The organism is Nocardiopsis sp. CA-288880 (assembly GCF_050955985.1).
Lineage (GTDB): Bacteria > Actinomycetota > Actinomycetes > Streptosporangiales > Streptosporangiaceae > Nocardiopsis > Nocardiopsis tropica.
Map to the genome: position 1 here is coordinate 4,926,374 of NZ_CP192105.1, position 23,680 is coordinate 4,950,053.

20 protein-coding genes are annotated in these 23,680 nt (G+C 74.0%); 9 read left to right on the plus strand and 11 right to left on the minus strand.

The window, feature by feature from the left end; genetic code table 11:
* Nucleotides 1-186: 186 nt before the first annotated feature.
* Nucleotides 187-1,155, minus strand: a complete 969-nt coding sequence (locus ACQPYD_RS21485) for an NAD(P)-dependent oxidoreductase (RefSeq protein ID WP_433697394.1) — start codon at nucleotides 1,153-1,155, stop codon at nucleotides 187-189.
* 64 nt (nucleotides 1,156-1,219) lie between these two features.
* Between ACQPYD_RS21485 and ACQPYD_RS21490 the strand changes: the two genes are divergently transcribed.
* Both ACQPYD_RS21490 and ACQPYD_RS21495 read left to right on the plus strand, forming a co-directional pair.
* On the plus strand, nucleotides 1,220-1,636 hold the full coding sequence (locus tag ACQPYD_RS21490; RefSeq protein WP_433697395.1) for a MerR family transcriptional regulator: 417 nt from the start codon (nucleotides 1,220-1,222) through the stop codon (nucleotides 1,634-1,636).
* A 268-nt stretch (nucleotides 1,637-1,904) separates the two neighbouring features.
* Nucleotides 1,905-2,384, plus strand: a complete 480-nt coding sequence (locus ACQPYD_RS21495; RefSeq protein WP_433697396.1) for a nucleoside deaminase — start codon at nucleotides 1,905-1,907, stop codon at nucleotides 2,382-2,384.
* A 95-nt stretch (nucleotides 2,385-2,479) separates the two neighbouring features.
* Here the strand turns inward: ACQPYD_RS21495 and ACQPYD_RS21500 are convergent, their stop codons facing one another.
* Nucleotides 2,480-3,064: an FxsA family protein gene (locus ACQPYD_RS21500; protein ID WP_267945292.1), complete on the minus strand. Its 585-nt coding sequence runs from the start codon at nucleotides 3,062-3,064 to the stop codon at nucleotides 2,480-2,482.
* 155 nt (nucleotides 3,065-3,219) lie between these two features.
* Nucleotides 3,220-4,911 (minus strand): apolipoprotein N-acyltransferase, encoded by a 1,692-nt coding sequence (lnt, locus tag ACQPYD_RS21505; protein WP_433697397.1) that lies wholly within the window; start codon nucleotides 4,909-4,911, stop codon nucleotides 3,220-3,222.
* A 614-nt stretch (nucleotides 4,912-5,525) separates the two neighbouring features.
* Between lnt and ACQPYD_RS21510 the strand changes: the two genes are divergently transcribed.
* Nucleotides 5,526-6,746: an ABC transporter ATP-binding protein gene (locus ACQPYD_RS21510; protein WP_433697398.1), complete on the plus strand. Its 1,221-nt coding sequence runs from the start codon at nucleotides 5,526-5,528 to the stop codon at nucleotides 6,744-6,746.
* 90 nt (nucleotides 6,747-6,836) lie between these two features.
* Here the strand turns inward: ACQPYD_RS21510 and ACQPYD_RS21515 are convergent, their stop codons facing one another.
* Nucleotides 6,837-7,337 (minus strand): TspO/MBR family protein, encoded by a 501-nt coding sequence (locus tag ACQPYD_RS21515; protein ID WP_433697399.1) that lies wholly within the window; start codon nucleotides 7,335-7,337, stop codon nucleotides 6,837-6,839.
* A gap of 219 nt (nucleotides 7,338-7,556) precedes the next feature.
* Here ACQPYD_RS21515 and ACQPYD_RS21520 point away from each other — a divergent pair, with 219 nt between their 5' ends.
* The gene (locus ACQPYD_RS21520) at nucleotides 7,557-9,656 is read left to right on the plus strand and encodes a prolyl oligopeptidase family serine peptidase (RefSeq protein WP_433702096.1); all 2,100 of its coding nucleotides are present in this window, start codon (nucleotides 7,557-7,559) and stop codon (nucleotides 9,654-9,656) included.
* A 254-nt stretch (nucleotides 9,657-9,910) separates the two neighbouring features.
* The gene (locus tag ACQPYD_RS21525) at nucleotides 9,911-11,113 is read left to right on the plus strand and encodes a JmjC domain-containing protein (RefSeq protein WP_433697400.1); all 1,203 of its coding nucleotides are present in this window, start codon (nucleotides 9,911-9,913) and stop codon (nucleotides 11,111-11,113) included.
* Between the two features lie 102 nt (nucleotides 11,114-11,215).
* Here ACQPYD_RS21525 and ACQPYD_RS21530 read toward each other — a convergent pair whose 3' ends face one another.
* Entirely contained in the window at nucleotides 11,216-12,040 is an 825-nt protein-coding gene (locus ACQPYD_RS21530) for a TetR/AcrR family transcriptional regulator (protein ID WP_433697401.1), read from the minus strand.
* Between the two features lie 119 nt (nucleotides 12,041-12,159).
* Between ACQPYD_RS21530 and ACQPYD_RS21535 the strand changes: the two genes are divergently transcribed.
* From ACQPYD_RS21535 to ACQPYD_RS21550, 4 genes are all read left to right on the plus strand, one after another.
* Complete coding sequence (locus ACQPYD_RS21535) at nucleotides 12,160-13,176, plus strand: ATP-binding cassette domain-containing protein (protein ID WP_433697402.1); 1,017 nt, start codon at nucleotides 12,160-12,162, stop codon at nucleotides 13,174-13,176.
* A complete protein-coding gene (locus ACQPYD_RS21540) occupies nucleotides 13,173-14,042 on the plus strand; it encodes an ABC transporter permease (RefSeq protein ID WP_433697403.1) in 870 nt (289 codons plus the stop codon). The genes ACQPYD_RS21535 and ACQPYD_RS21540 overlap by 4 nt, the downstream gene beginning before the upstream one ends.
* 68 nt (nucleotides 14,043-14,110) lie before the next feature.
* Nucleotides 14,111-14,845, plus strand: a complete 735-nt coding sequence (locus ACQPYD_RS21545) for a DUF2306 domain-containing protein (RefSeq protein ID WP_433697404.1) — start codon at nucleotides 14,111-14,113, stop codon at nucleotides 14,843-14,845.
* A gap of 288 nt (nucleotides 14,846-15,133) precedes the next feature.
* On the plus strand, nucleotides 15,134-15,994 hold the full coding sequence (locus ACQPYD_RS21550) for a (2Fe-2S)-binding protein (RefSeq protein ID WP_433697405.1): 861 nt from the start codon (nucleotides 15,134-15,136) through the stop codon (nucleotides 15,992-15,994).
* Between the two features lie 45 nt (nucleotides 15,995-16,039).
* Here the strand turns inward: ACQPYD_RS21550 and ACQPYD_RS21555 are convergent, their stop codons facing one another.
* The 6 genes from ACQPYD_RS21555 to ACQPYD_RS21580 all read right to left on the minus strand — a co-directional run bounded on the left by ACQPYD_RS21555 (nucleotide 16,040) and on the right by ACQPYD_RS21580 (nucleotide 23,671).
* The gene (locus ACQPYD_RS21555) at nucleotides 16,040-17,302 is read right to left on the minus strand and encodes a DUF4352 domain-containing protein (protein ID WP_433697406.1); all 1,263 of its coding nucleotides are present in this window, start codon (nucleotides 17,300-17,302) and stop codon (nucleotides 16,040-16,042) included.
* Nucleotides 17,303-17,444: 142 nt separating this feature from the next.
* Nucleotides 17,445-18,650 carry an MFS transporter gene (locus ACQPYD_RS21560; protein ID WP_433702097.1) on the minus strand — a complete coding sequence of 402 codons (1,206 nt, stop codon included), beginning with the start codon at nucleotides 18,648-18,650 and terminating at the stop codon, nucleotides 17,445-17,447.
* Between the two features lie 273 nt (nucleotides 18,651-18,923).
* Complete coding sequence (locus ACQPYD_RS21565; RefSeq protein WP_433697407.1) at nucleotides 18,924-19,430, minus strand: flavoprotein; 507 nt, start codon at nucleotides 19,428-19,430, stop codon at nucleotides 18,924-18,926.
* 387 nt (nucleotides 19,431-19,817) lie between these two features.
* Complete coding sequence (locus ACQPYD_RS21570) at nucleotides 19,818-20,075, minus strand: hypothetical protein (RefSeq protein ID WP_378553801.1); 258 nt, start codon at nucleotides 20,073-20,075, stop codon at nucleotides 19,818-19,820.
* A 147-nt stretch (nucleotides 20,076-20,222) separates the two neighbouring features.
* On the minus strand, nucleotides 20,223-20,630 hold the full coding sequence (gene panD, locus ACQPYD_RS21575; RefSeq protein ID WP_330161564.1) for an aspartate 1-decarboxylase: 408 nt from the start codon (nucleotides 20,628-20,630) through the stop codon (nucleotides 20,223-20,225).
* A 200-nt stretch (nucleotides 20,631-20,830) separates the two neighbouring features.
* Complete coding sequence (locus ACQPYD_RS21580; RefSeq protein WP_433697408.1) at nucleotides 20,831-23,671, minus strand: DEAD/DEAH box helicase; 2,841 nt, start codon at nucleotides 23,669-23,671, stop codon at nucleotides 20,831-20,833.
* Nucleotides 23,672-23,680 lie beyond the last annotated feature (9 nt).

The following is a 23,680-nucleotide window of genomic DNA, read 5'->3' on the forward strand; positions in this document are numbered from 1 at the left end:
GCCTCCAAAGAACACTCCCCAGGGGCCGCGCCGGACCCCGACGGCCGCGCCGGACGTGCTCCGGCGCGGCCGTCCGCGCGTCCGGGCCCGGCCGGGCGTGAAGGGCCCCGCCCGGCCGGCCCGCCGTCCTCCGGGGAGGGGACCCTGCCTGTGCGCCGCGGATCTGCCCCGTCCCGTCCGCCGGGGTCACGCCGTGGGCGCCGCCCTCCTGAGGACCTCGAACACGGCCAGGTAGTTGTCGGCGCCGTGGCCCCGGGCGACGGCGGCCTCCGCGATCTCCACGAGCAGCCTGGGCTGCGCGGTGTGGACTCCCTGCTCCTCACTGGTGCGGACGATGTGCTCCAGCGCGTTGAGGTTCATCTCCAGGGTCCCCTCGTCCCCGGGGTAGTGTCCCCGGTCCAGGTCGGGGGCCTGCTGCGCGAAGGACGCGTCCAGGATCACGGGCATGAACCAGCCGAGCGCGAGCTCGGAGAACCGGGCCGCCGTGACGCCCGCCGAGCCCACCAGGGCGGCGGCGTGCAGGAACCCGTTCATGGTCGTGTACATCATCTCCAGCAGCGCGGTGTTGTACAGGACCGCGAGACCGGGGTCGGCGCCGAGGTGGCGCGGGTCGCCCATGCTCTCCAGCACCGCCCGGTGGCGGTCGAAGGGCTCCTGCGCGCCGCTGTACAGGAAGACGGCCCCCGGCTGCCCCACCAGCGGCGGGGGCACCATGATCGCGCCGTCCAGGTACTCGGCGCCGTGTGCGGCGGCCCGGTCCACGGCCTCCCTCGCCTCGGCCGGGGTGCCGGAGGCGAGGTTCACCAGCGTGCGCCCGCGCAGGGTGCCGTCCGCAGCGCCGAGTACCTCGTGGGTGGTCGCGTAGTCCTTGAGGCACACGACCGTGACGGGCGCGGCGGCCACCGCCTCGGCCGCGGTCGGCGCCAGGCGGGCGCCTCGGGCGACGAGGGCCCCGGCCCTGCCGGGGGTGCGGTTCCAGACCGTGAGCGGGTGCCCCCGCCGGAGGAGGGCCTCCCCCAGCGCCACCCCCATGGGCCCGAGTCCGACGAGGGCGACGGGGGCCCTCTCCCCCGCCGCGGCGTCGCGTTCCGCGGCCCCCTGGGTCTGTCCGTCGTGTGCTGTGCTGTCCTGGCCTGCGATGTTGTTCGTCGTCATGGGCGAAACGCTAGAGTCTGACACCCGTGTCAGAGTCAACTCGAACCTGTGTGGTGGTCGTCACGTGCGTATCGGAACCCTCTCCCGGCTGACCGGAGCCAGCGAGCGCTCGCTGCGCCACTACGAGAAGCAGGGCCTGCTGCACCCCCTGCGCGGGGAGGCCAACGGGTACCGCGAGTACCGCGAGGACGACGTCCGCACCGTGCGGCACATCCGCACCCTCCTGGCCGCGGGGCTGAACACCGCCGCGATCGCCGACCTGCTGCCGTGCATGGTCGACGACGGGGACGAGCTGGCCCCCGGCTGCGCGGGCCTGGTGACCGACCTGAACCGGGAGCGCGACCGGATCAGCGCCGCCGTGGCCGAGCTCGTGTCCTCGCTGGACGTGCTGGACACCCTCATCACCGCCGCACCGGCGCAGGACGCGGACGACCCCGCCTGCGTGGCGGACGCGGCGGAGCCCTCCCCCGCCGGTCGCTGAGCCGCGCCGGACGCGCTCCGGCGCGGCCGTCCTCGTGGGCGGACCCGCCAGGTGGGCCCGTCCGGCCCGCAGCGGTGGGGTTCGGCGTACTCCGCGGCGATGGCGCCGTGGGCGGTGCGGGCGCGGACCGGGAAGGCGGGCCGGCCGCGGACGCGGACCCCGGCCGGGCGCCGGGACGCCTCCCCCAGGGGGTTCGCCGTCCGGGCCGCCCCGGCGGTACCGTGGCGCGGACCGCGGCCGGGGGCCGCGGCGCGAGGAGAGGGAGGGCATGGTGGACGACACCGACCTGCGGCACCTGAGGCGTGCGGTCGAACTGGCCGCGGAGGCGCTGGCCGCGGGGGACGAGCCGTTCGGATCACTGCTGGTCGCGGCCGACGGGACCGTGCTGTTCGAGGACCACAACCACGTCGCGGGCGGCGACGGCACCCAGCACCCGGAGTTCGCGATCGCCCGGTGGTCGACGACCCGCATGACCCCGGCCGAGCGCGCGGCGGCGACCGTGTACACCTCCGGGGAGCACTGCGCCATGTGCTCGGCGGCGCACGGCTGGGCGGGACTCGGCCGGATCGTGTACGCGAGCTCCTCGGCGCAGCTGGTCTCCTGGCTGGAGGGGTGGGGGGTGCCCGCGGGACCCGTGCGCGCGCTGCCCGTCAACGACGTCGTGCCCGGGGTCGAGGTGGAGGGCCCCGTGGAGGCGCTCGCCGAGGAGGTGCGCGCGCTCCAGGCGCACTTCCACGACCGGGACTGAGGACCGGGGACCGGACGTGACGAGGCCCGCCGTGGGGCGATCCGCGGCGGGCCTCGTCGCTCCCGGGAGCGCGCCTGCCCCGGGAGGTGGATGGATCATCTGGGGGTGTCGTCGTCCCCGTCGGTGGGCTCGAACCTGCCCTGGATGACGCGTCCGCGGTCGGACGCGGGGGCGTCCCCCGCCGCGTCGGCTCCGGGACGGCGGCCGAAGGGGGCGGCTCCGGGGCCTCCTCCGAAGGGGTCGCCCGCGCGTCCGCCCTGTCCGGGGACGCCGACGCCCTGCACGACGAACTCCTGGTTCACGCGGTCCTGCATCTTCCTCATCCGCCGCTGCGCCCATCCGGCGAACGCCCAGCGCAGCGCCGGCCGGGTGAACGGCAGGGCGAGCAGGAGTCCGAGCGCGGCGGTGATGAAGCCGGGGATGACGAGCAGGACGCCCCCCGCCATCAGCATGAGCGGGTCGAGCAGGCCGCCGCGCGGCGGCTCACCGGAGCGCATGGCCCTGTCGGCGTCCTGGAAGGCCTTGGTCCCGGCCCGGCGCAGCACAGCCACGCCCAGGACCATCAGCGAGACCAGTGCCGCCAGTGTCCAGGGGACACCGATCCAGCCGCCCACCACGATCATCAGCCACACTTCGAGGAAGGGCAGCGCCATGAGCGCCAGCACTGTCAGCAGCGGCATGCGGAACCATCCTCAGGGTCGTCGGCCAACGGGTCCTCCCTTACAGGGGTGAACGCGCCCGGGGCCCCGATGGTTCCCCGACGGGGCCCGCTCATCCGCGGGCGAACGCGCCGGACGCCCCGGCGGGGCGTCCCGGCGCGGGTCCCGTGGCGCCCTCAGGCCCGGCGGCGGCCGATCACGAGGGCGGCGGCGACCGCGGCCAGGCCGAGGGCGCTCAGGGCCGCCTCGGGGGCGGCGCCGAGCCGGGTGGCCACCGTGGTGCCGTCCATGGCGTCGAGCTCGGCCACGTGGATGTCGGGCTCGCCCTCGGGGGACCGGTAGACGACGCTGCCGTCGGGGTCCACCACGGCGCTGACGCCGCTGGTGGAGACGACCACCGCCGGGCGGCCGTGCTCGACCGCGCGCAGCTGGGTGATGGCGAGCTGCTGGTCGGACTGGCCGGTGAAGTTGTAGTTGGCGTTGTTGGTGGGGATGACGATGACCTGCCCGCCCGCGGCCACGGACTCGCGCACCGGCGGGTCGAAGGCGACGTCGAAGCAGATGCCGACGGCCAGCGTGGTGCCGGCCACGTCCAGGGCCCCGGGTTCGCTGCCCGGGACGGCGTCGGAGCTGACCTGCTGCAGGCGGTCGACGAACCGCGTGAAGAAGTCGCGGTAGGGGACGTACTCGCCGAACGGCACCAGGTAGCGCTTGTCGTACAGCTCGCCCGGCCCGGTCTGCGGGTCCCAGACGACACTGCTGACGTAGCGGGTGCCGTCGTCGTTGAAGCGGCTCATGCCCCACAGCAGGGGGACGCCCGCGTCGGCCGCGGCGGCGTCGATGACCTCACGGGCGACCGGGTCGCGGAAGGGGTCGATGTCGGTGGCGTTCTCGGGCAGCAGCACCATGTCCGGCCGGGGGTACTCCCCCTCGCGGACGGCGGCGGCGAGCTCGTGGACGCCGTCGGCGTGGTTGTTGAGCACCTGCATGCGCTCGCCGAGGATGGACATCTGGCCGACGTTGGGCACGTTGCCCTGGACCATGCCGACGGTGACGGTGTCGTCGACGGCGGGGCGGCCGATCGCGGGGGCCAGGGAGCCCCCGGCGACGATGACGGCGCAGGCGGCCAGTCCGGCGGCCGCGCCGATCCACCCGGTGCGGGGCGGCGGGGCCGGTGGGGCGTCCGGCGCCGTTCCCCGCGCGCCGAGGAGGGCGTGGGCCGCGCGCAGCGCGCTCCACAGCAGCAGCCCGCCGGTGAGGGCGACGGCGAAGGAGACGAGTGCGGAGGAGCCCAGGGCGGCGTAGCCGACGAAGGGCGTGTCGGGCTGGGCGAAGGCGAGCTTGCCCCAGGGGAAGCCGCCCAGGGGCCAGCGGGCGCGCACGGCCTCCTGGGCCACCCACAGCGCCGCGGTCCAGAGCGGCCAGCCGGGCAGGCGCATGACGAGCGCCACGCCCATGGCCATGGGGAGGAAGTAGACGGTCTCGGCGCCGGCGATGGCCAGCCACACGTCCACGCCGAAGATGTCCTGCCAGTGCACCAGCGGCACCATGAGGGTGCCTCCGGCGAGGGCGCCGATCCAGGCGGCGCGGCGCATGCGGGTCCCGGCGACGGCGAAGGCGAGCAGGGCCGCGCTGAGGGGTCCCAGCCACCACAGGCCGAAGGGCGGCAGGGCGAGGAGCTGTGCGAGGCCGGAGCCGACCGCGGCGAGTACGCGCCACAGGAGGTCGAGGCGTCCCCAGCGGTGTCCCGGCATCAGCGCGGAGGCGAGGGAGCGTCCCGGGTTCGCCGTCCGCTCCCGCCCCTCCGGTCCCGGCGAGGGTCTGTCGGAGCCGGGGGCGTCGCCCTGCTCGATGTGCTCGGCAACCACGTGGGGTGCTCGCTTTCCGCTGGCGGGTGAAGTGCTGGCGGTCAGCATATTGGGGGGACGCGGAAAAGGCCCGAGCCACCCTTCGGACCGGCTCCGTCCCGTCGGCGGCGAGCTCGGAAGACCGTTGTCTACTGGATGTCCGGGCCTTTTCCGGGTCCAACCCCCCGCCCGGTCGTGGTACTCCGCCCCTCACCCGATCCCAACTGCACCTGGCGCGTGATGCAGCGTCCGATCGGACGAGCGGGGGCCGCACAACCGGTCCGTCCAGTGCTGGACTGGTCGTTAGGTTACCCAGACTCCCCAACCGGATGCCTCAACCCGGCTGCCGTGTCGTGACCGCCGCTTCGAGCGTCTGGAGGGGAGATAGCGATGAACCGTCGGACAGGCTAACGCACCTGGGGCCGCCACGCCAGCTGGACCGGTGTCGTTTGTGTCTGACCGCAATCGGATCGACATCAGGCCAAGCCTGGACTTTTCGATCACGATCGTGTCTGATGTGATCAGTAAATCGGCCCGTTTCGATCAACTTCGGAAACACCGGGTCGGGTGACGCGGACCTTCGGCCACGAGATCCCCGTCACCCCCACCTCGAGCCCAGCGCGGGAGCTGAAACCATGGCGGAGATCGTCCTTGAGGGCGTTGACAAGATCTACGGCGGCGACGTCAAGGCCGTCGACGACCTGAACCTGAAGATCGAGGACGGCGAGTTCATGGTGCTCGTCGGCCCGTCCGGCTGCGGCAAGTCCACCGCGCTGCGCATGATCGCCGGCCTGGAGGAGATCTCCGCCGGTACCCTGGTCATCGGCGACGAGATCGTCAACGACCGCCCGCCGAAGGACCGCGACATCGCGATGGTCTTCCAGAACTACGCGCTCTACCCCCACATGAGCGTCGAGCAGAACCTGGCCTTCGGCCTGAAGCTGCGCAAGGTCGCCAAGCCCGAGATCGCCCGCCGCGTGCAGGAGGCGGCCGAGATGCTGGGCCTGGAGCCCTACCTCAAGCGCAAGCCGGGCGCGCTCTCCGGCGGTCAGCGCCAGCGCGTGGCCATGGGCCGCGCGATCGTGCGCGAGCCGCGCGCGTTCCTCATGGACGAGCCGCTGTCCAACCTGGACGCCAAGCTGCGCGTGCAGATGCGCGCCTCCCTCAACCAGCTCCACGAGCGCCTGGGCGTCACCACGGTCTACGTCACCCACGACCAGATCGAGGCCATGACCCTCGGCGACCGGGTCGCGGTGCTGCGCGACGGCCGGCTCCAGCAGGTCGACACCCCCAAGCGCCTGTTCGACTCCCCCGTCAACCTGTTCGTGGCCGGCTTCATCGGCTCGCCCGCGATGAACTTCGTCGACGCCGAGCTGACCGCCGACGGCAGCGGGGCGACCCTCACGTTCGCCGAGCACAAGCTGCCCGTCCCCGCGGGCGTCCTGGACGCCCGTCCGAAGCTGCGCGACTACCTGGGCCGCTCGGTCATCCTGGGCATCCGCCCCTCGGACTTCAACGACGCCGAGTTCGACGGCAACGGCGACCCCCGCATCGAGGTGACCGCGGGCGTCACCGAGGAGCTGGGCACCGAGATCAACATCATCTTCGGCGTCGACGCCCCGCCGGTGCGCCACGAGGACGCCACCGCGCTGGCCCGGGACGCCGCGGGCGACGACGAGGAGAGCGCCGAGGCCGCGCTGCCCCTGGGCGGCGACCGCTCGCTCTTCACCGCCCGGGTGAGCCCCCGCAGCCAGGTGCGCCCCGGCAGCAAGGTCAGCCTGTCGGTGGACGTGAGCCAGCTGCACTTCTTCGACCAGGAGAGCGGTCTGGCCATCGGCCACCCCGCCAACGCCTGAGCGGTCCCTCCGGCTCTTCGAGCCGTGGGCGGTTCCCCGCGCGACGCGGGGAGCCGCCCCTCCCCTGTTCACCGGGCCGGCGGGCGGGGCTCAGTTCGCCAGCGCGATCGCGAGGTTGAGGGCGGCGGCGAAGAGCACCCACAGCAGGTACGGCACGAGCAGCAGCGCCGCGGCGGTGTTGTGCCGGCGGCCCAGGGCGATCGCGGCGGCCACCGCCACGGCCAGGGCGATGATGTCGGCGAGCGCCGCGGCGTACAGGCCCGCGCCGAAGAACAGCGGGGTCCACGCCGCGTTGAGCACGAGCTGGAGGGCGTAGACGGCGAAGAAGGCCGGAGCCCCCAGCAGCCCGGAGGCCCTCCACACCAGCCATCCGGCCAGCGCGATCACCACGTACAGCGCGGTCCAGACGGGGCCGAACAGCCAGGCGGGCGGCGCCCAGGCCGGCAGCTCCAGTCCCGCGTAGACCGCGCCCGACCCGCTCGCCGCCGCCCCGCCCACGGCCGCCACCGCCGCGACGGCCGCGGCGAACCCCGCCGCCGCCAGGACGGACCGACCGAGCGGCGCCCCGCGCCGCTCCACCGTCTCCTCCATGCTCTCCTCCCGGTCCCGGGCGGTGTGCCCGTCGAGTCCGCGGGACGGGGCCGTCCCGCGTCCGGGGTCCTACCCGTTCGGACCCGCTCCGCCCACAAGGGACGCGAGCCCTCACACTTCACCAAACGGTGCATAAACCTGACCAGTCGGACATATTCGTGTTCCTGTGGGTGAGGTAGCTGTTGCTTGACCGCCGACTCGGCCCACCTGAACCATGTGATGGTGCCCAACCGAGCCCCCGGAGCAGCCCTCGCCCCCGGCCCCGTCGTCGACACCCTGCACGGCCGCCGGGTCGCCGACCCCCACCGCTGGCTCGAGACCCCCGACTCCCCCGAGACCGCCCGCTGGCTCGACGAGCGCCGCCGCGAGTACGAGCGCGAGGCCGCCGCCTGGCCCCTGCGCGAGCACCTGGCCGAGCGGATCCGCTCCCTCGTGGCCACCGACCTGTGGAGCGTCCCCGCGCACCGGCCCGGCAGGGCCTTCGCCACCGTGCGCCCCGCCGGGAGCGAACACCCCCGCCTCGTCGCGCTGGAGGGGTCGGCGCCCCCGCGCACCGTCTACGACCCCGCGGCGGAGGACCCCACCGGACGCACCACCCTGGACGCCTGGGAACCCGGCCCCGGCGGCGACATGGTCGCCGTGCAGACCTCCCGCGGCGGCGTCGAGCGCGGGATCCTGCGGGTGCTCTCCACCGCCACCGGCGACCCGTGCGGACCGCAGGTGCCGGGGGTGCGCTACTCCCACGTCGCGTGGGCCCCCGAGGGCGACCCCTCGTTCTTCTACGTGCGCCGCGACGGCGAGCGGGGGGTGCGCGGCCTCTGGCTGCGCCGCGTCCGCGACGGGGCGGAGACGCTCGTCCACGCCTGCACCGCCCCCGGCACCGTGCCCGGGGTCCGCGTCCTGGGCGGCCGGTGGCTGCTGGTCACCGAGAGCCACGGCACCGGGCACCGCACCGACCTGTGGCTCGCCGACCTGTCCGGCGGCCGGACCGCGCGACCCGCGCTGAGACCCGTCCAGGTGGGCGAGGAGGGCGAGACCGAGGCCCGACTGGGCCCGGACGGCCTCCTGTACCTGCGCACCACCCTGGGAGCGCCCTGGAGGCGCATCTGCGCGGTCTCCCCGGAAGAACCCGGGGTGGAGCACTGGACCGAGGTGGTGGCGCAGGAGAGCGGCGCCACCCTGGACGCGTTCGCGGTCCTGGCGCGCTCCCCCGGCGAAGGGGCCGACGCCCCGGCGCTGTTCGTGTCGCGCACCCGCCTGGGGATCAGCGAGGCCTCCGTCCACGACGCCCGCACCGGCGCGCTCCTGCACCCCGTGGACCTGCCGGGCGAGGGCATGGTCTCCACCCCCGAGACCGCCCCCGACGGATCGGTGTACCTGGCGTACGCGGACGTGGCCGCCCAGCAGCGGATCCTGCGCCTGGCGCCCGGGGAGCGGCGGCCCGGCCCCTGGCCCCCGGGCGCCCCGGACGCCCCGCCCTCCCCCGCCGTGGAGCGCACCGTGCTGTGGTGCGGCTCCGAGGACGGCACGAGGGTCCCCGTCACGGTGTTCGACGCGGCGGGCGCGGGTCCGCCCGATCCCTCCGGCCCCGCCCCGACCATCCTGCACGCCTACGGGGGCTTCGGCCGCCCGCGCCAGTTCGGGTTCAGCGCCACGGTCCTGGCCTGGCTGCTCGCCGGGGGGCGGTACGCCGTCGCCCACGTGCGCGGGGGCGGCGACGCCGGCCGCGCGTGGCACCTGGCCGGATCCGGCCGCGCCAAACCGCGCGCCGTCGAGGACCTGGTGGCCTCCGCCGACGCCCTGGTCGCGGCGGGGCTGTGCACACGGGACCGGCTGTGCCTGTCCGGCGGATCGGCGGGCGGCCTGCTCGTCCTGGCCGCGGCGACCGCCCGTCCCGACCTGTGCGGGGCCGTGATCGCCTCGGCGCCGCTCGCGGACATGGCCCGGTTCGAGCGGATGGGCCTGGGCCGGATGTGGACGCGGGAGTTCGGCACCGCCGCCGACCCGGACGACTTCGCCGCCCTGATGTCCTACTCCCCCTACCACCGGGCCCTGGAGGCCGCCGCGCGCACGCCGCGGCCGGACTTCCCGGACGTCCTGCTCACCGGCTTCCACGGCGACACCCGCACCGACGCCGCCCACCCGCGCAAGATGTGCGCGGCGCTCCTGGCGGCCGCGCGGGACGGGGGGCGCCCACCGGTCCTGCTCCGGTACGAACGCGACGTCGGGCACGGCCCGCGCGCGGTCGGCCGGGCGGTGGGACTGGCCGCCGACGCGCACGCGTTCGCGGCCCACCGAACGGGGCTGTCCCCGCGCTGACGCGCGCGGGCGGCCCTGGACAGAGGAAACAGCACGAGAAGCACACAGAAAGCGAGGTGCGGTGCGTATGGACCCCATCGAGGTCGAGATCGAGGACCTGGCCGACGTGACGTCGCGCGACATCACCGCGGGCGGCGACAGCGACGGTACCGACTCCAGTTCCGACTTCATCTGATTTCGGGACCGGGGCGCCGCCCGGCCCGGGCGACCGGGCCGGGCGGCGCCCCCGCCCCCTTGTACGGAAAGGACGACCCGTGACCGACCCCGGCCACCTGTTCACCCGGACGCTGTGCGACATCGTGGGGCGGGAGGCCCTCACCACGCGCCTGTCGGAGGAGTTCGTCTTCGCCGACCTGGGGGCGGAGGCGGTGCGCTCGCTGCTGACCTTCGACGACCTCAACGGACTGCTGGCCGCGTGCTCGCCGGAACCGCCGAGACTGCGCCTCCACCGCGACGGGTCGCCCGTCCCGGTCGACCGCTACACCGAGACGGCGACCGCCTCGCGGACCGAGCGCCGGGTGGTGCGCCCCGAGGCGCTCTACCGGGAACTGCGCGCGGGGGCGAGCCTGGTCCTGGACGGGGTCGACAGGATGCACCCGCCCGTGGGGGCCGCGGCCGACGACCTGATGCGGCTCGTGCGCGAGCGCGCGCAGGCCAACCTGTACCTGATCTGGGGCGAGTCGCGCGGCTTCGACACCCACTGGGACGACCACGACACCGTGATCGTGCAGGTGGAGGGCACCAAGCACTGGCAGGTGCACGGCCCCGGTTCGCGCCCCTTCCCGATGAAGAACGACCTGGAGCACGACCACGAACCCCCCCGCGACGCCGACGGCGGGCTGCACCTGGTGTGGGAGGGGGTCCTGCGCCCCGGCCAGGTGATCCACGTGCCGCGCGGCTGGTGGCACACCGTGACCGGGACGGGCGACGTGAGCATGCACCTGACCTTCGGGTTCACCCGCGCGACCGGGGTGGACTGGGCGGACGCGCTGGTGCGGCGGCTGTTCGCCGAGGAGGGGTTCCGGCGGGACCTGCCCCGCTTCTCCGACCCCGACGTGCGGCGCAAGCACCAGCACGAGCTGGCGGCGCGGCTGGTGGAGCTGGCCGAGGAGTGGGGCGTGGACGACTTCCTGGCGGAGCGGGACGCCCGGTTCCCGCGCCGGACGTCGTTCTCGCTCCCGTGGCCCGTCCAGGAGGGGGCGCCGCCGGAGGACGCCCGGGTGGAGTTCGTGCCTGTCCTGCCCCCGCCGCTCGTCCGCGAGGACGGGCGGGTCGCGGTCTCGGTGAGCGGGCGGCGGTACCGGTTCCCCGCCGAGGTGGAGCCGGTCCTGGCGGTGCTGGCGCAGGAGCGCTCGCTGACGGTGGGCGCGCTGGCCGACCGCGCGGGGGTGGCCCCGGAGCGGGCCGCGGAGATCGTGGCGGTGCTGGCCAGGCACCACCTGGTGCTGGTGCGCTGACCGGTCGCGGGGGCGGGCGCCGGCCGTCCTCCCCCGCGCCGCGGCCCCCGGAGCGGGGCCCCGGCCCGTGGCGCACGGGTCGCGTGTCCCGCGGGAGCGCGGCTAGCGGGTGGGCGCGTCCCCGTCCCCGGCCTCCCGCTCGGCGCGCAGCCGTCCGACGTGGACCTCGATGCCGTCCAGGACGCGGTGGAGGGAGAAGTCGAACTCCTCCGCGGGACCGCCGAGCCGGTCCGGACGCCCCTGAGGCGGCTCCTCCTCCAGCACCGCGCTCTGCAGCATCATCGCGATCGTGGGGAACTCCTCGCGGGTGACGACCTTGCGCAGGCCCACGCTGTAGTCGCGCTCGGCCTCGGCCATCGTGCTCCCCGCCTCCCTGGCCGCGCGCGCCATGTCCGCCTCCAGGCGGAGCGTGTCGCGCAGCAGGGAGGAGAGCATCGAGAGCATCTGGAGCGCGCCCCCGACGTCGAGCCCCGAGCGGACGACCTCGCGCAGGCCCGCCTCCATCCACCGGAGGCCGTTGGGCCCGACGGGCGGCCCGCTGAGCGGGAGCTGGATCGCCCAGGGATGGCGGCGGTACACCTCCATCACCTCGTGGACCCACTCCTCGACCCCGGCCCGCCACCCCCGGTCCGGACGCGGCGCGGGCGGCGTCCCGTCCATGGCCCGGTCGCTCATGAGGACGAGCATGTCCTCCTTGCTGTCCACGTGCCGGTAGAGGGACATCGTGGTGTAGCCGAGCTCCTTGGCGACCCGCTGCATGGAGACGGCCTCCAGGCCCTCCGCGTCCGCGACGGCGACGGCGGCGTCGACGACGGCCTCCCGGCTGAGCTTGGGCCGGGGCCCGCGTCTGGGCGCGGGCCGGTCCAGGCCCCACAGGAGGTCCACCTCCCGCGTCGTCCGGCTCGTCGGCTGCTGCTCGGTCGTCATACCCCACCAGTCGTCGGCTGCGCCCCTTCGGCTTCCAGGTCGCGTTGACACCCATCCTAAAACTGTGTATCTATTACACTAATACGTGTATGAGATAAACAGTTGAGAGGGCGCACGCCATGACCCACCCGACCCCGGCCATCAGCGCCCGGGGGCTCCGCAAGCGCTACGGCTCCACCCGGGCCCTGGACGGCGTCGACCTGACGGTCCCGCCCGGGACCGTCCTCGGCCTGCTCGGGCCCAACGGCGCCGGCAAGACCACCGTCGTGCGCACCCTGGCCACGCTGCTGCGCCCCGACGCCGGGCACGCCCTCGTCGCGGGGTACGACGTGGTCGCCCAGGCCGACCTGGTCCGCACCAGGATCGGCCTGACCGGCCAGTACGCGTCGGTGGACGAACTCCTCACCGGCCGCGAGAACCTCGTCATGTTCAGCCGCCTGTACGGGTTCGGCCCCCGCGAGGCCGCGGACCGCGCCGAGGCCCTCCTGGAGCGCTTCGACCTGGTCGGGGCCGCCGACCGGCGCGCCGACGGCTACTCCGGCGGCATGCGCCGCCGCCTCGACCTGGCCGTGAGCCTCGTCCAGGGGCCCAGCGTGCTGTTCCTGGACGAGCCCACCACGGGGCTCGACCCGCGCAGCCGCCTCCAGGTCTGGGAGTCGGTCCGCGCCCTGGTGGCCTCCGGCACGACCGTGCTCCTCACGACCCAGTACATGGAGGAGGCGGACCGGCTCGCCGACTCCGTCGCCGTGATCGACCGCGGCCGGGTCATCGCCGAGGGCACGCCCGACTCCCTCAAGTCCAGGGCGGGCGGCGACCGCGTCGACGTGATCGTCCGCGACCCCGCCGACCTGGAGGCCACCGCCGAACTCCTGCGCTCCGCCGTCCCCGGGGCGGTCGGCGTCCACCGCCGTGAGCAGCGCGTCAGCGTCCCCGCCGGGGACCGCATGGCCGTGCTGACCGCGGTGGTCCGCGCTCTGGACGGCTCGGGCCTGCGGGTGGAGGACGTCGGCGTGCGCCGCCCCAGCCTGGACGAGGTCTTCCTCGCCCTCACCGGGGAGCCCGCCGCCGACCGCTCCGGCGGGGGCACCGGGGACCCGACCGCCTCCGACGACACCCTCCGGAAGGAGTACCGATGACCGCCGCCGGCCTCGGAACCACGCCCCGCCCGACCCCGCCCGGGGACGGCCCGCCCCGCCCGCCGGGTGCCCGCCGCGGGTGGCGCAAGGCGGTCTCCGACACCCTGGTCCTGACCCGCCGCAACCTCCTGCACATGGCGCGCGACCCCTTCGAGCCGGCCATCGCGATCACCATGCCGGTCATGATGGTCCTGCTCTTCGGCTACGTGTTCGGGGACGTGATGGCGCCGCCGGGGACGGACGGCTACCGGGCGTTCCTGGTCCCGGCGATGGTCGCGATGGTCATGGTCTACGGCGTCGGCGGCACCGCCTCCGGCATCGCCCGCGACACCGACCGCGACGTGATGAGCCGCTTCCGCACGCTCCCCATGTCCCCGGTGGCCGTGCTGGGCGCCCGCGTCCTGACCGACATGGCCCGCGCGGGCGCCGAGGTGGCCGTGCTGCTCCTCGTCGGGCTGGCGATGGGCTGGCGCGCCGAGGACGGCCCCGGGGGCGCCGCCGCCGCGATCGGGGTGCTCCTGCTCTTCCGGCTGGCCCTGGTGTGGCTGGGGGTGCTCATGGGCCTTCTGCTTCCCACTCCCGACGCGGTGAGCATGGTCGTCTACCCGCTGGTCTTCCCGGTCACCATGCTCTCGACGAGCTTCATCCCCTCCTCGGCGATGCCGTCCTGGCTGGCCCCGGTGTCCGAGTGGAACCCGCTCTCGGCGGTGGTCACCGCCACCCGCGACCTGTTCGGGAACCCGTCGCTGCCCTCCGACGCCTGGCCCTCGGAGAACGCCCTCCTGCTGGCGCTGGCCGTCCCGGTCCTCACCGTCGCCATGGCCGCGCCCCTGGCCGTGCGGCGCTTCCGGCGGCTCAGCCGCTGACCCGCGACTGCCGCGCCACCACGAGCCCTGCCCCGCTCCTCGCCCCCTCACGACAGAGGAGAAGACCCATGACCACCTCCACCGCGAAGCCCCCCGGAACGGGCGCCGTTCGCGAGCGGCCCGCCGCGCGCTGGTGGGAGCGCCCCTGGATCGCACCGCTGGCCCTGCTCTGCGGGACCTTCGCCGCGTTCTCCGTCCCGCCCTACGCGCGGCTGGACCCCGCGACCGCGCCCATCCCGATCTGGGAGGAACCGGGCTGGTACTACCCGATGCTGCTGACGCACATCTTCGGCGGCACCGTGCTCATGGCACTGGTGACCCTCCAGGTGTGGCCCTGGCTGCGCCTGGCGCACCCCGCCGTGCACCGGTGGAGCGGGCGCGCCTACGTCATGCTCGGCGTCCCCTTCGTCGGGGTTCCGGCCCTGCTCATCGCGCCGTACAGCCACGGCGGGACCTCGGTCGCCCTCATCAACACCGTGTGGGCCCTCTCGTGGCTGGCCTTCACCGCGATCGGCTACACGATGGCCCGCAGGCGCCGGTACGGCGTGCACCGGGAGTGGATGCTGCGCAGCTTCGCGCTGATCCTGTCCATCCCCCTCGCCAGGGTGAGCGTGCCCCTGCTGATGCTCGCTGTGCTGCCCCGCCTGGAGTCGGGCTACGGCGGTGACATGGAGGCGCTGATCCTGGACATCGCCCCGGGCGCGGCCTTCCTCAACACCGTGCTCCCCCTGCTGTTCGTGGAGTGGTGGCTCAAGTACCGCCGCCCCCGCGGACGCGGGGCACGCGCCCCGAGGACGGCGTGATCCGGTGCGGGGCCGCGGTGGCGACGGCGCTCCCGCGGCCCCGCACCGCCCGTCCCTGACACCCGAAACAGCGGACAAAAGACTAAAACTGCCCAGATTTTGAGCGAACCGGACTTTCCGACCGCGCTTCGGGGAAGGATCCGGGTCACCCCGACGTTCATTGCGACATCACCACTCGTTAGGGTAGCCTCACTTAAGAGACGCAGATGTACCCGTACCCCCGGGGTGTGAACTGCGACAACGCACCCCCGGACACGACGGCATCAGCGACGAAGGGCAGGTTCCGCGGTGACTCCAGACCCGCTCGACACGCTCCGCGACGCCTGCGCGGGGCTCAGGTTCGCGCCTCTGCCCGCCCTCGTCACCCTCGACGACCTGCACTCCCACACGGTCGGCGGCGTGCACTGGTACCGGTCCGACGCCCTGGCGTCGGAGGGCTGGCTGCCGGTCCTGTTCGACAAGCTGCAGACCGAGCACGGTCCCGGGCACCGGCTCCCGGCCGCCACCAACTTCCTCCGGGTCACCCTCCGCGAGCCCATCTTCCTGGTCTCCGCCTCCCTGTACCTGACCGGGCGCGCGCCGGTGCTGTCCCCGGACCGCCTGTACCTGCCCTGGGACACCGTCCAGGCGCGGTTCCGCACCCCCGCGTCGGTCGACACCCTGCTGGCGGTGCTGCCGGACGACCCGGCCGCGGGCCGTCCCGGGACGGTGGTCGCCCGGGACGAGGACGACCAGCTGCACCTGGCCGCCGAGGGCCTGTTCGCCACCTTCTCGCCCCTGATCGAGGCCCTGCACGCGCACTCGCGCGCGGGCAGGCGCACCCTGTGGGGGTGGGTGCTCGACACCCTGCACTTCTACATGCTCAACCCGGCCCGGTACCTGGGCCGCGACGCCGAGGATGCCTGGGGGCTGGCCACCCGGCTGGCGGACGCCGTGGTCGAGGCGGGCGCCGTGACCCGCAAGCGGCCCCGCCTGTTCCCCTTCGCCCCGGAGAACCCGCGCGGGACCTGGGCCGTACGGGGCACGTGCTGCTTCGACTACAAGGGCGACCCCGAGCACGGCTACTGCACCACCTGCCCCCTCAAGTGCGACGGCGAGCGCCAGGAGGCCCTGTCCGAGTGGCTGCGCGACCCCGCCCTGGCTCCCTGACGCACGCCTGCGCACAGCCCGGGGTCCTGTGCCCCGCCGCCGGCCTCAGGTGACCGGCGCCTCGACCGGGCCGCTGTAGAAGGGCTCGAAGACGACGCGCGCCGCGTCCACCCGGCCCTCGACCGTGACCGCCCCGGACGTGGTCTGTCCCGGGGCGAGGGTCTGCGCGCCGAGCTCGTTGGCGTCCATGCCGATGGCCTCGCTGGTGCTGTGGACCGAGCCCTCCTCGTCGACGATGCTGAAGTAGAGCGGGTTGACGTCCAGCTGTTCCTCGCCGGAGTTGGTGACCGAGACGGAGACGCTCGTGTAGACGCCCTCGGCGTAGAGCGGACTGGGCTCGAAGTCGGTCTCGCCGGCGGTGACCTCCGCGCCCCGGGTCTCGGTCAGCCCCTCGTCGCCGGGGGCCCGCTCCCCGGACCCTTCCGTTGCCCGGTCGCCGACGCCCGCCGAGATCAGCGCGATGGCCGTGCACCCGCCGCCGAGCAGGAGCAGGAGCAGCAGGACGCCGCAGCCGATCCCGATGATCTTGCCCCAGGGCGTGGGTCTGGTCTCCGGCGGTCCGTAACCGCCCTGGGGCGGATAGGTGTAGCCGGGCTGCGGCTGCCAGCCCTGGCCGTAGGCGGGTCCCTGCCCGTAGCCCGGCGGGCCGTACCCGGGCGGCTGGCCCGGGCCGTACCCGGGCCCCTGCCCGTAGCCCTGTCCGGGGTCGTGGTGGGCCGCGTATCCGGGGTCCGACGCGAACCCGGGCCCCTGGCCGGACGGGTAGCCGCCCGCCTCGCCGTAACCGGGTCCCTGGCCTGAGCTCCGGTCCCCGGGGAGCGGGCCTCCCTCCGGGGCCCCTCCCGCGCCGGCCTCCGAGGTGTCCGTCTCCCCGTAGCCGGGCGGGTACCCCTCGTGCTCGTAGCCCGCCTGCGCGGGCCCGTTGGGTCCCTCGGAGAGTTCACCCGTGTCCGGCGCGGACGATCCGCCGGCGGGGGTCTCCCCCGGTGCGCCGTCCTCCTGCGGGTGGTCGCCGTAGGGCTGCTCCCGGTAGGGGTGCGCCCCGAAGGGCCGGTCCCTGCCGGAGTGCCCGCCCTGGGGCGGGTCCTGGGAGGTGTACCCCTGCCCCTCCCCGCCCGGAGGGGGCTGCCGCATGTGCGGATCGTGGTGGGGGAACTCGTGCGGCGGTTCGCCGGGGGGCTGCCGGCCGCCCTCGACCGGGTCCCCGGGGTCCCCGGGCCTCCACTCCTCCGGCGGGTGGTGGTTCACCGGGTCGGGACGCGGTTCCGACGCTTCCCCCGCCCCGTCCTCGGGCTCTCGACCGGTCATTGAGAACACCCCCTGTCAGCGGAATCCGCCCACCGAGGCCGGTAGACGCCCCAAAACTGCACGGTAACCGCGGTCCGGGGGCTCGTAGGACAGCTGCGGGGGCGTTTCCGGTAAAGGTCCGGATGTTTTTACGGGGCCCGGTTCACGGCGTCCGCGGGGTGCTCCGGGAACGGGCCGCCAGGGCGCGCACCGCGAGCACGAACACGGGCAGGGTGAACAGCGCCGCGAACAGGTTGAGTCCGCCGAACCCCGCCTGGGCCAGCACGACACCGGACAGCGCTCCCGCCGCGGCGCCGCCCAGGTTCATGGTGAGGTCGCTGACCCCCTGCACCCGCGGGCGCACGTCCGCCGACAGCGACTCGGCCAGCAGGGCCGTCCCCGCCACCAGGCCGAAGGACCAGCCCAGCCCCAGGAGCACCAGCCCCGTCGTCACGAGCACCTCGTCGTGCCCGGCCGTCCCGGACACCGCGGTCGCGACCAGCAGGATCACCTGGCCGGTGAGGAGCACCGGGACCCGGCCGAACCGGTCGGTGAGCCAGCCCACCACCGGCGACAGGCCGTACATGCCGGCGATGTGCAGGGAGATGGTCAGGCCGATGACGGTCAGCGCGGCGCCGTGGTGCGACATGTGCACGGGCGTCATCGTCATGACCGCGACCATCACCGTGTGGCTGGCGACAATGCCCACGATCGCGAGGAGGGCTCCCGGGCTGCGCCCGACGACGCGCAGGGCTCCGGGCACGGACAGCCGTACACCGGCGGGGGCTCCGCTGCGGGCCAGCTCGGCGGTGGCCGTGCGCAGGGGGTCGGGGCGCAGCAGGGCGAAGATCAGGACCGCTCCCAGGACGAACCCGGTGGTGGTGAAGACCACGGGGCCGAGCAGCTCGGGGAGCCCGAGGAGGGCGGCGAGCCTCCCGCTGGGGCCGATGAGGTTGGGACCCGCCACCGAGCCGACGGTGGTCGCCCACACCACGACGGACAGGTCGCGGCCGCGCGTGGCCTCGGACGCCAGGTCCGCGGCCGCGTGCCTGGACTGGAGGTTGGTCGCGGTCCCCGCTCCGACGAGCACCATCCCGAGGAGGAAGAGGGCGAACGCCTCCAGGACCGTGGCGGCGATGACGATGGTCCCGCCGACGGCGCCGAGCATCCAGCCCAGCGCCAGGCCGGGACGGCGGCCCCGGCGGGCGGCCAGCGACGCCAGCGGCAGGGCGAACACGGCGGCGCCCAGGGTGATCATGGTGGTGGCCATACCGGACCAGGCGTCCGAGCCGGACAGGTCGAGCGCGATGAGCGCGCCCACGGCGAGCATGGCGCCCATGCCGATGCCGCCGACCACCTGGGCGAGCATGAGGACGAGGACGGTGCGGCGCTGGATGCGGGCGCGAGCCTCCTCGGGGAGGGCCTCCCCGACATGAGCGTTTTCTGTCGACACGAGGCCTGCTCTCCGATTCGTCCTATCTACGGAGGAATCGTAACCGGCCGCTCAGGGGGACGGGCGCGTCGGGTCCCCGCCCCACGGGGGCGGTTCCCGCCCCCGTGAACTGCGGCAGCGGCCCCGCTCCCCCGGGCAGCGGACGCGCCTCCGCCCCCGGGCAGGACAGGGGCCGGGCCCGACGGCTCCTCACGGCGCGGCCACCCCGGCGAGGGCGTCGGCCACCCGGTGCCACGCAGGAAGTCCGTGGGCGGGATCGCGCAGCAGCGTGACGTGGGGGATCTCGTCCAGGAGCCGGAGACTGCGGCCCAGGGCGGGATGGCCCGCGAGCCCGTCCCCCGTCTTGGGGACCAGGAGCGTGGGGACGCCGCGCCCGATCATCTCGCAGACGAGCGCGACGGCGAACGTGTCGGTGAGGCCGAGGGCGGTCCTGTTCGTGCTGTTGAACGACCAGGGGCAGGCGAGGACCGCGTCCGGAGGGGGCAGGCTCGTGCCCGTTCCGGGACGGCGGAAGTCCACGCCGACCGGTTCGCCGGTCAGCGCCTCCAGGGCGTCGAGGTCGTGGAAGCGGGCGCCCGTCGGCGTGCACAGGACGGTGACCCGCCACCCCCTCCCCTGGAGCAGGCGGACCAGGTCGGGGGCCGTCTCCTCCGGTCTGGCGGGGGCGGCGGAGAGGGCGAGGTAGAGGGTTCCCATACGTCTGGTCTGTCCGCTGGGGCGGGGCGTATGCGTGCCACGGGGCCCTGGTTCCTCCGGGCGCCCCTGAGGCGGACGGCGGCGGTACGCGCAGGGCCCGCGCCGGGCGGCGCGGCCCCGCCGCCCGCGGCGCCTCCTGCGCGACGCGCGAACGCCCTACCGTGGCCCCCGTCCGGGCGCGTGAGCGAAACGAGTGCGTTCGGGCCGAAAGAGCAGGCACCCTCCTAGGGCGTGTTCCGCGGACACTCGCCCTGCTGCGCGTCGCCCCGGCACGCCCCTCGCGGCGTTCTCCTCTGTCGACAGGACCCCACCCTGACTCCTTCTTCGGCCTTGCGATGAACGCACCGGATACGCCGCTCGCGACGGACAGCATCCACGGAACACGCCCTAGGCGCGGCCGTAGCGCCAGCGCAGGAAGTCGTGCTCGCGCTCGACGTAGCGCATCTCGGCGTAGAGGTTGTGCGGGTCGCGCGCACTGATGACGACGCCGCTCTCGGGGACCACCGGCCAGCACGCGTAGGCCCAGAAGCAGCGGGTGTAGGCCCCCCAGACGACGACCCACGCCCCCTGCTTCTGCCATTCGATGTGCTCGGCGATCCGGCGCTGTTCCTCGTCTCCTGTGTCGTCCATGCCGACTGTGGGCATACCCGCCGCCGGGAGGACCGATCAGGCCGGAATCGGCCAGTTTGCAAGGGTTGTAGGTGCGCTCCGAAAGCCGCTGCACGGACAGGACGCCCGTGCCGACGCCGTGGGCGCCGGCACGGGCGTCCGCCTCGTGCGTGTCCGGGCCGGTCAGCGCCCGGCGACGAGTGTCGCGTCGCCGGGGACCGGCTCCGCCGGGTCGTTGCCCAGCTTGACGATCCTGTTGTCGCGGTCCACGTGCACGATGTGCTGGACGTGCTCGGCGCGCTCGGCCTCGTCCACCTGGGCGTAGCCGATGATGATGACGAGGTCGCCGGGGCTGACCAGACGGGCGGCGGCCCCGTTGATGCCGATGACCCCGCTGCCGCGCTCCCCGACGAGGGCGTAGGTGACCAGGCGGGCTCCGTTGTCGATGTCGACGATGTGGACCTGCTCCCCGTCGACGATGTCGGCGGCGTCCATCAGGTCGGCGTCGATCGTGACGGAGCCGACGTAGTGCAGGTCGGCCTGGGTGACCGTGGCGCGGTGGATCTTGCCGTTGATGAGGGTGCGCAGCACTGTTCGAGCCTCGTTTCAGGTGTCTTGCGAACTACAGGCCCCTGTGTCGGGGGTCCCGTGCGTCTCCCATAATGGACCCGGCCGGGAGCGGCTGCGACCACCGGGGTCCCGCAATGCGACGAACGCCCCCGCGGCCGCGGGTGTTCCCCGCTGCGGCCGACCCCACAGGACCGGCCGCAGCGCGGAACGCGCCTACGCTCCTAGTTGAACGAGGAGTAGGCGACCACTCCGCGGCGCACCAGGTCGGCGGCCTTGCGCGAGGTGGAGCGCACCTCCGCGTCACCGGTCGCCCCGGCGATCTGGCTGAGCATGTCCACCAGCATCTTGGCGGTGCGCACGAAGTCGCCCGCGGGCATGTCCGCCTGGCGCAGGATGTCGTCCAGCCGGTCGCCGCGCGCCCACCGGTGCGCCGTCCACACGAACCCCAGGTCCGGCTGGCGCAGGAACGACACCCGGTGCCGGGCCTCGACCTCGTTGAGCTCGCCCCACAGCCGCACCATCTCGGCGAGGGTCGTCTCGACCGGGCCGGAGGGGATGCGGGGGTAGGCGTCGTCGTTGCGTCGCGCCTCGTAGACCAGGGACGCCACGCACGCGGCCAGCTCCACCGGGTTGAGGCCCTTCCAGACCCCCCGGCGCAGGCACTCGGCGACGAGCAGGTCCAGCTCCGAGTAGATCTTGGCCAGACGCGAACCGTCGTCGGACACACTGTCCCCGGACAGGTACTCCAGGTCCTCCAGGACGCCGCACACCCGGTCGAAGGTGCGGGAGATGACGTGCGAGCGCCCCTCGACCCGGCGGCGCAGCGAGTCGGTCTCACGGGTCAGCCGGAAGTACCGCTCCGCCCAGCGGGCGTGGTCCTCGCGGTCCGCGCACCCGTGGCAGGGGTGCTCGCGCAGCGCGGTGCGCAGCCGCAGCACCTCGGCGTCCTCGCCCGCGTCGCGTCCGCCCCGCTCGTAGACCGGGTCGGTGCCGCGCTCCTTGAGCTTGTTGCGCAGCGTGGAGGCCAGGTCCTGGCGGGACCTGGGCGACTTGGCGGAGAAGGACTTGGGGATGCGCATCCGCCCGGACGGATGCACGGGAACGGTGAAGTCGCTGGCGTTGATCCGCTTGACCTGCTTGTCCGCCGTGAGCACCAGCGGTGCGGGCAGGTCGTGGCGCAGCCCGGGGTCGAGCACCACGGCGTGTCCGGAGAAGCGGCCCGACGGGATGCGGATGATGTCGCCCGGCCGCAGCTTCTCCAGGCTCTCCAGGGCCTCGTCGCGCCGCTGGGCCGAACGGGTCTTGGAGAGCATGGACTCGCGGTCGCTCAGGGCGCGGCGCAGCGAGGCGTACTCCATGAAGTCGCCCAGGTGGCATTCGGCGGCCTTGGCGTAGCCGTCCAGCGCCTCCTCGTGCTTGCGCAGCTGCTTGACCAGGCCGACCACGGCGCGGTCGGCCTGGAACTGGGCGAAGGACTCCTCCAGCATGGTGCGGCTGCGCCGGCGGCCGACCTGGCCGACCAGGTTGACCGCCATGTTGTAGGACGGCTGGAAGCTGGAGTTGAGCGGGTAGGTGCGGGTGCCCGCGAGGCTGGCGACGGCCTCGGGGTCGGTCCCTGCCTGCCACACGACGACGGCGTGGCCCTCCACGTCGATGCCGCGGCGTCCGGCACGGCCGGTGAGCTGCGTGTACTCGCCCGGGGTGAGCCGGACGTGGGCCTCGCCGTTCCACTTGTCGAGCTTCTCGATGACCACGGTCCGCGCGGGCATGTTGATGCCCAGGGCGAGGGTCTCCGTGGCGAACACGGCGCGGATGAGCCCCCGGGAGAACAGGTGCTCGACGATCTCCTTGAACGTGGGGAGCATCCCCGCGTGGTGGGAGGAGATGCCCGCCTCCAGGGCGCGGAGCCACTGGTCGAAGCCGAGCACGGCCAGGTCGGCCGGGGGGATGTCGGCGCACCGGGTCTCCGCGTACTCGCGGATCTCGGCGGCCTCCTCCGGGCTGGTGAGCACCAGGCCGGAGGCCACGCACTGGCGGACGGCGTCGTCGCAGCCCGCGCGGCTGAAGATGAAGGTGATGGCGGGCAGCAGCCCGTCGTCGTCGAGTTCCTCGATGATGGCCGTCCGGGAGGGCGGCGCGAAACGCGAGCGCGGGCGGATGCTGCCCCGCGCCCTGGACTGCGGGTGGCGCCGCCGGTCGGCCAGCTGGGTGATCCGGGAGTCCTCCTCGGCGAACCGGATCAGGGACGGGTTGATCCGCAGCCTCTGGCCGCCGACCTCGATCTCCCGGTGCTGCTGCGGGCGGCGCCTCTCCCTCTTGCGCTTGCCCTTGCCGCGGTGGCCGCCGGAGTCGGGCTCCTCCTCCTGGCCGGTGTCCTCCTCCATGTCCACGAACAGGTCGTGGACGCGGTTGCCGACCATGACGTGCTGCCACAGCGGCACCGGGCGCTTCTCGTCGACGATGACGGTGGTGTCGCCGCGCACCTGCTGCAGCCACTCGCCGAACTCCTCGGCGTTGCTGACGGTCGCGGAGAGGGCCACCATGCGCACCGACTCGGGCAGGTGGATGATGACCTCCTCCCACACAGCGCCACGGAAGCGGTCGGCGAGGTAGTGGACCTCGTCCATCACCACGTAGGCGAGCCCGCCGAGGGTGGAGGAGCCCTCGTAGAGCATGTTGCGCAGCACCTCGGTGGTCATGACGACCACGGGGGCCTCGCCGTTGACGCTGTTGTCACCGGTCAGCAGTCCGACCCGGTCGGCGCCGTAGCGCTTGACCAGGTCGTTGTACTTCTGGTTGGACAGGGCCTTGATGGGCGTGGTGTAGAAGCACTTGGTGCCCTCGGACAGGGCCAGGTGCACGGCGAACTCGCCGACCACGGTCTTGCCGGAGCCGGTCGGGGCGGCCACCAGCACCCCGTGGCCGTTCTCCAGGACCCGGCAGGCCCTGACCTGGAACGGGTCGAACTCGAACCCGTAGAGGCCCTGGAAGGCCTCGATGGCGGGGCTGGAGGCGGCCTGGCGCCGGCGGAAAGCGGCGTACCGCTCGGAGTGACTACTCATATGGCCTCC

What these genes read in the sequence shown, in the direction of transcription:
- ACQPYD_RS21485 (WP_433697394.1), bottom strand. Translation starts at nt 1,155, where the DNA reads ATGACGACGAACAACATCGCAGGCCAGGACAGCACAGCACACGACGGA.
- ACQPYD_RS21495 (WP_433697396.1), top strand. Translation starts at nt 1,905, where the DNA reads ATGGTGGACGACACCGACCTGCGGCACCTGAGGCGTGCGGTCGAACTG.
- ACQPYD_RS21500 (WP_267945292.1), bottom strand. Translation starts at nt 3,064, where the DNA reads ATGCCGCTGCTGACAGTGCTGGCGCTCATGGCGCTGCCCTTCCTCGAA.
- ACQPYD_RS21510 (WP_433697398.1), top strand. Translation starts at nt 5,526, where the DNA reads ATGGCGGAGATCGTCCTTGAGGGCGTTGACAAGATCTACGGCGGCGAC.
- ACQPYD_RS21515 (WP_433697399.1), bottom strand. Translation starts at nt 7,337, where the DNA reads ATGGAGGAGACGGTGGAGCGGCGCGGGGCGCCGCTCGGTCGGTCCGTC.
- ACQPYD_RS21520 (WP_433702096.1), top strand. Translation starts at nt 7,557, where the DNA reads ATGGTGCCCAACCGAGCCCCCGGAGCAGCCCTCGCCCCCGGCCCCGTC.
- ACQPYD_RS21530 (WP_433697401.1), bottom strand. Translation starts at nt 12,040, where the DNA reads ATGACGACCGAGCAGCAGCCGACGAGCCGGACGACGCGGGAGGTGGAC.
- ACQPYD_RS21535 (WP_433697402.1), top strand. Translation starts at nt 12,160, where the DNA reads ATGACCCACCCGACCCCGGCCATCAGCGCCCGGGGGCTCCGCAAGCGC.
- ACQPYD_RS21540 (WP_433697403.1), top strand. Translation starts at nt 13,173, where the DNA reads ATGACCGCCGCCGGCCTCGGAACCACGCCCCGCCCGACCCCGCCCGGG.
- ACQPYD_RS21545 (WP_433697404.1), top strand. Translation starts at nt 14,111, where the DNA reads ATGACCACCTCCACCGCGAAGCCCCCCGGAACGGGCGCCGTTCGCGAG.
- ACQPYD_RS21555 (WP_433697406.1), bottom strand. Translation starts at nt 17,302, where the DNA reads ATGACCGGTCGAGAGCCCGAGGACGGGGCGGGGGAAGCGTCGGAACCG.
- ACQPYD_RS21560 (WP_433702097.1), bottom strand. Translation starts at nt 18,650, where the DNA reads ATGCTCGCCCAGGTGGTCGGCGGCATCGGCATGGGCGCCATGCTCGCC.
- ACQPYD_RS21565 (WP_433697407.1), bottom strand. Translation starts at nt 19,430, where the DNA reads ATGGGAACCCTCTACCTCGCCCTCTCCGCCGCCCCCGCCAGACCGGAG.
- ACQPYD_RS21570 (WP_378553801.1), bottom strand. Translation starts at nt 20,075, where the DNA reads ATGCCCACAGTCGGCATGGACGACACAGGAGACGAGGAACAGCGCCGG.
- ACQPYD_RS21580 (WP_433697408.1), bottom strand. Translation starts at nt 23,671, where the DNA reads ATGAGTAGTCACTCCGAGCGGTACGCCGCTTTCCGCCGGCGCCAGGCC.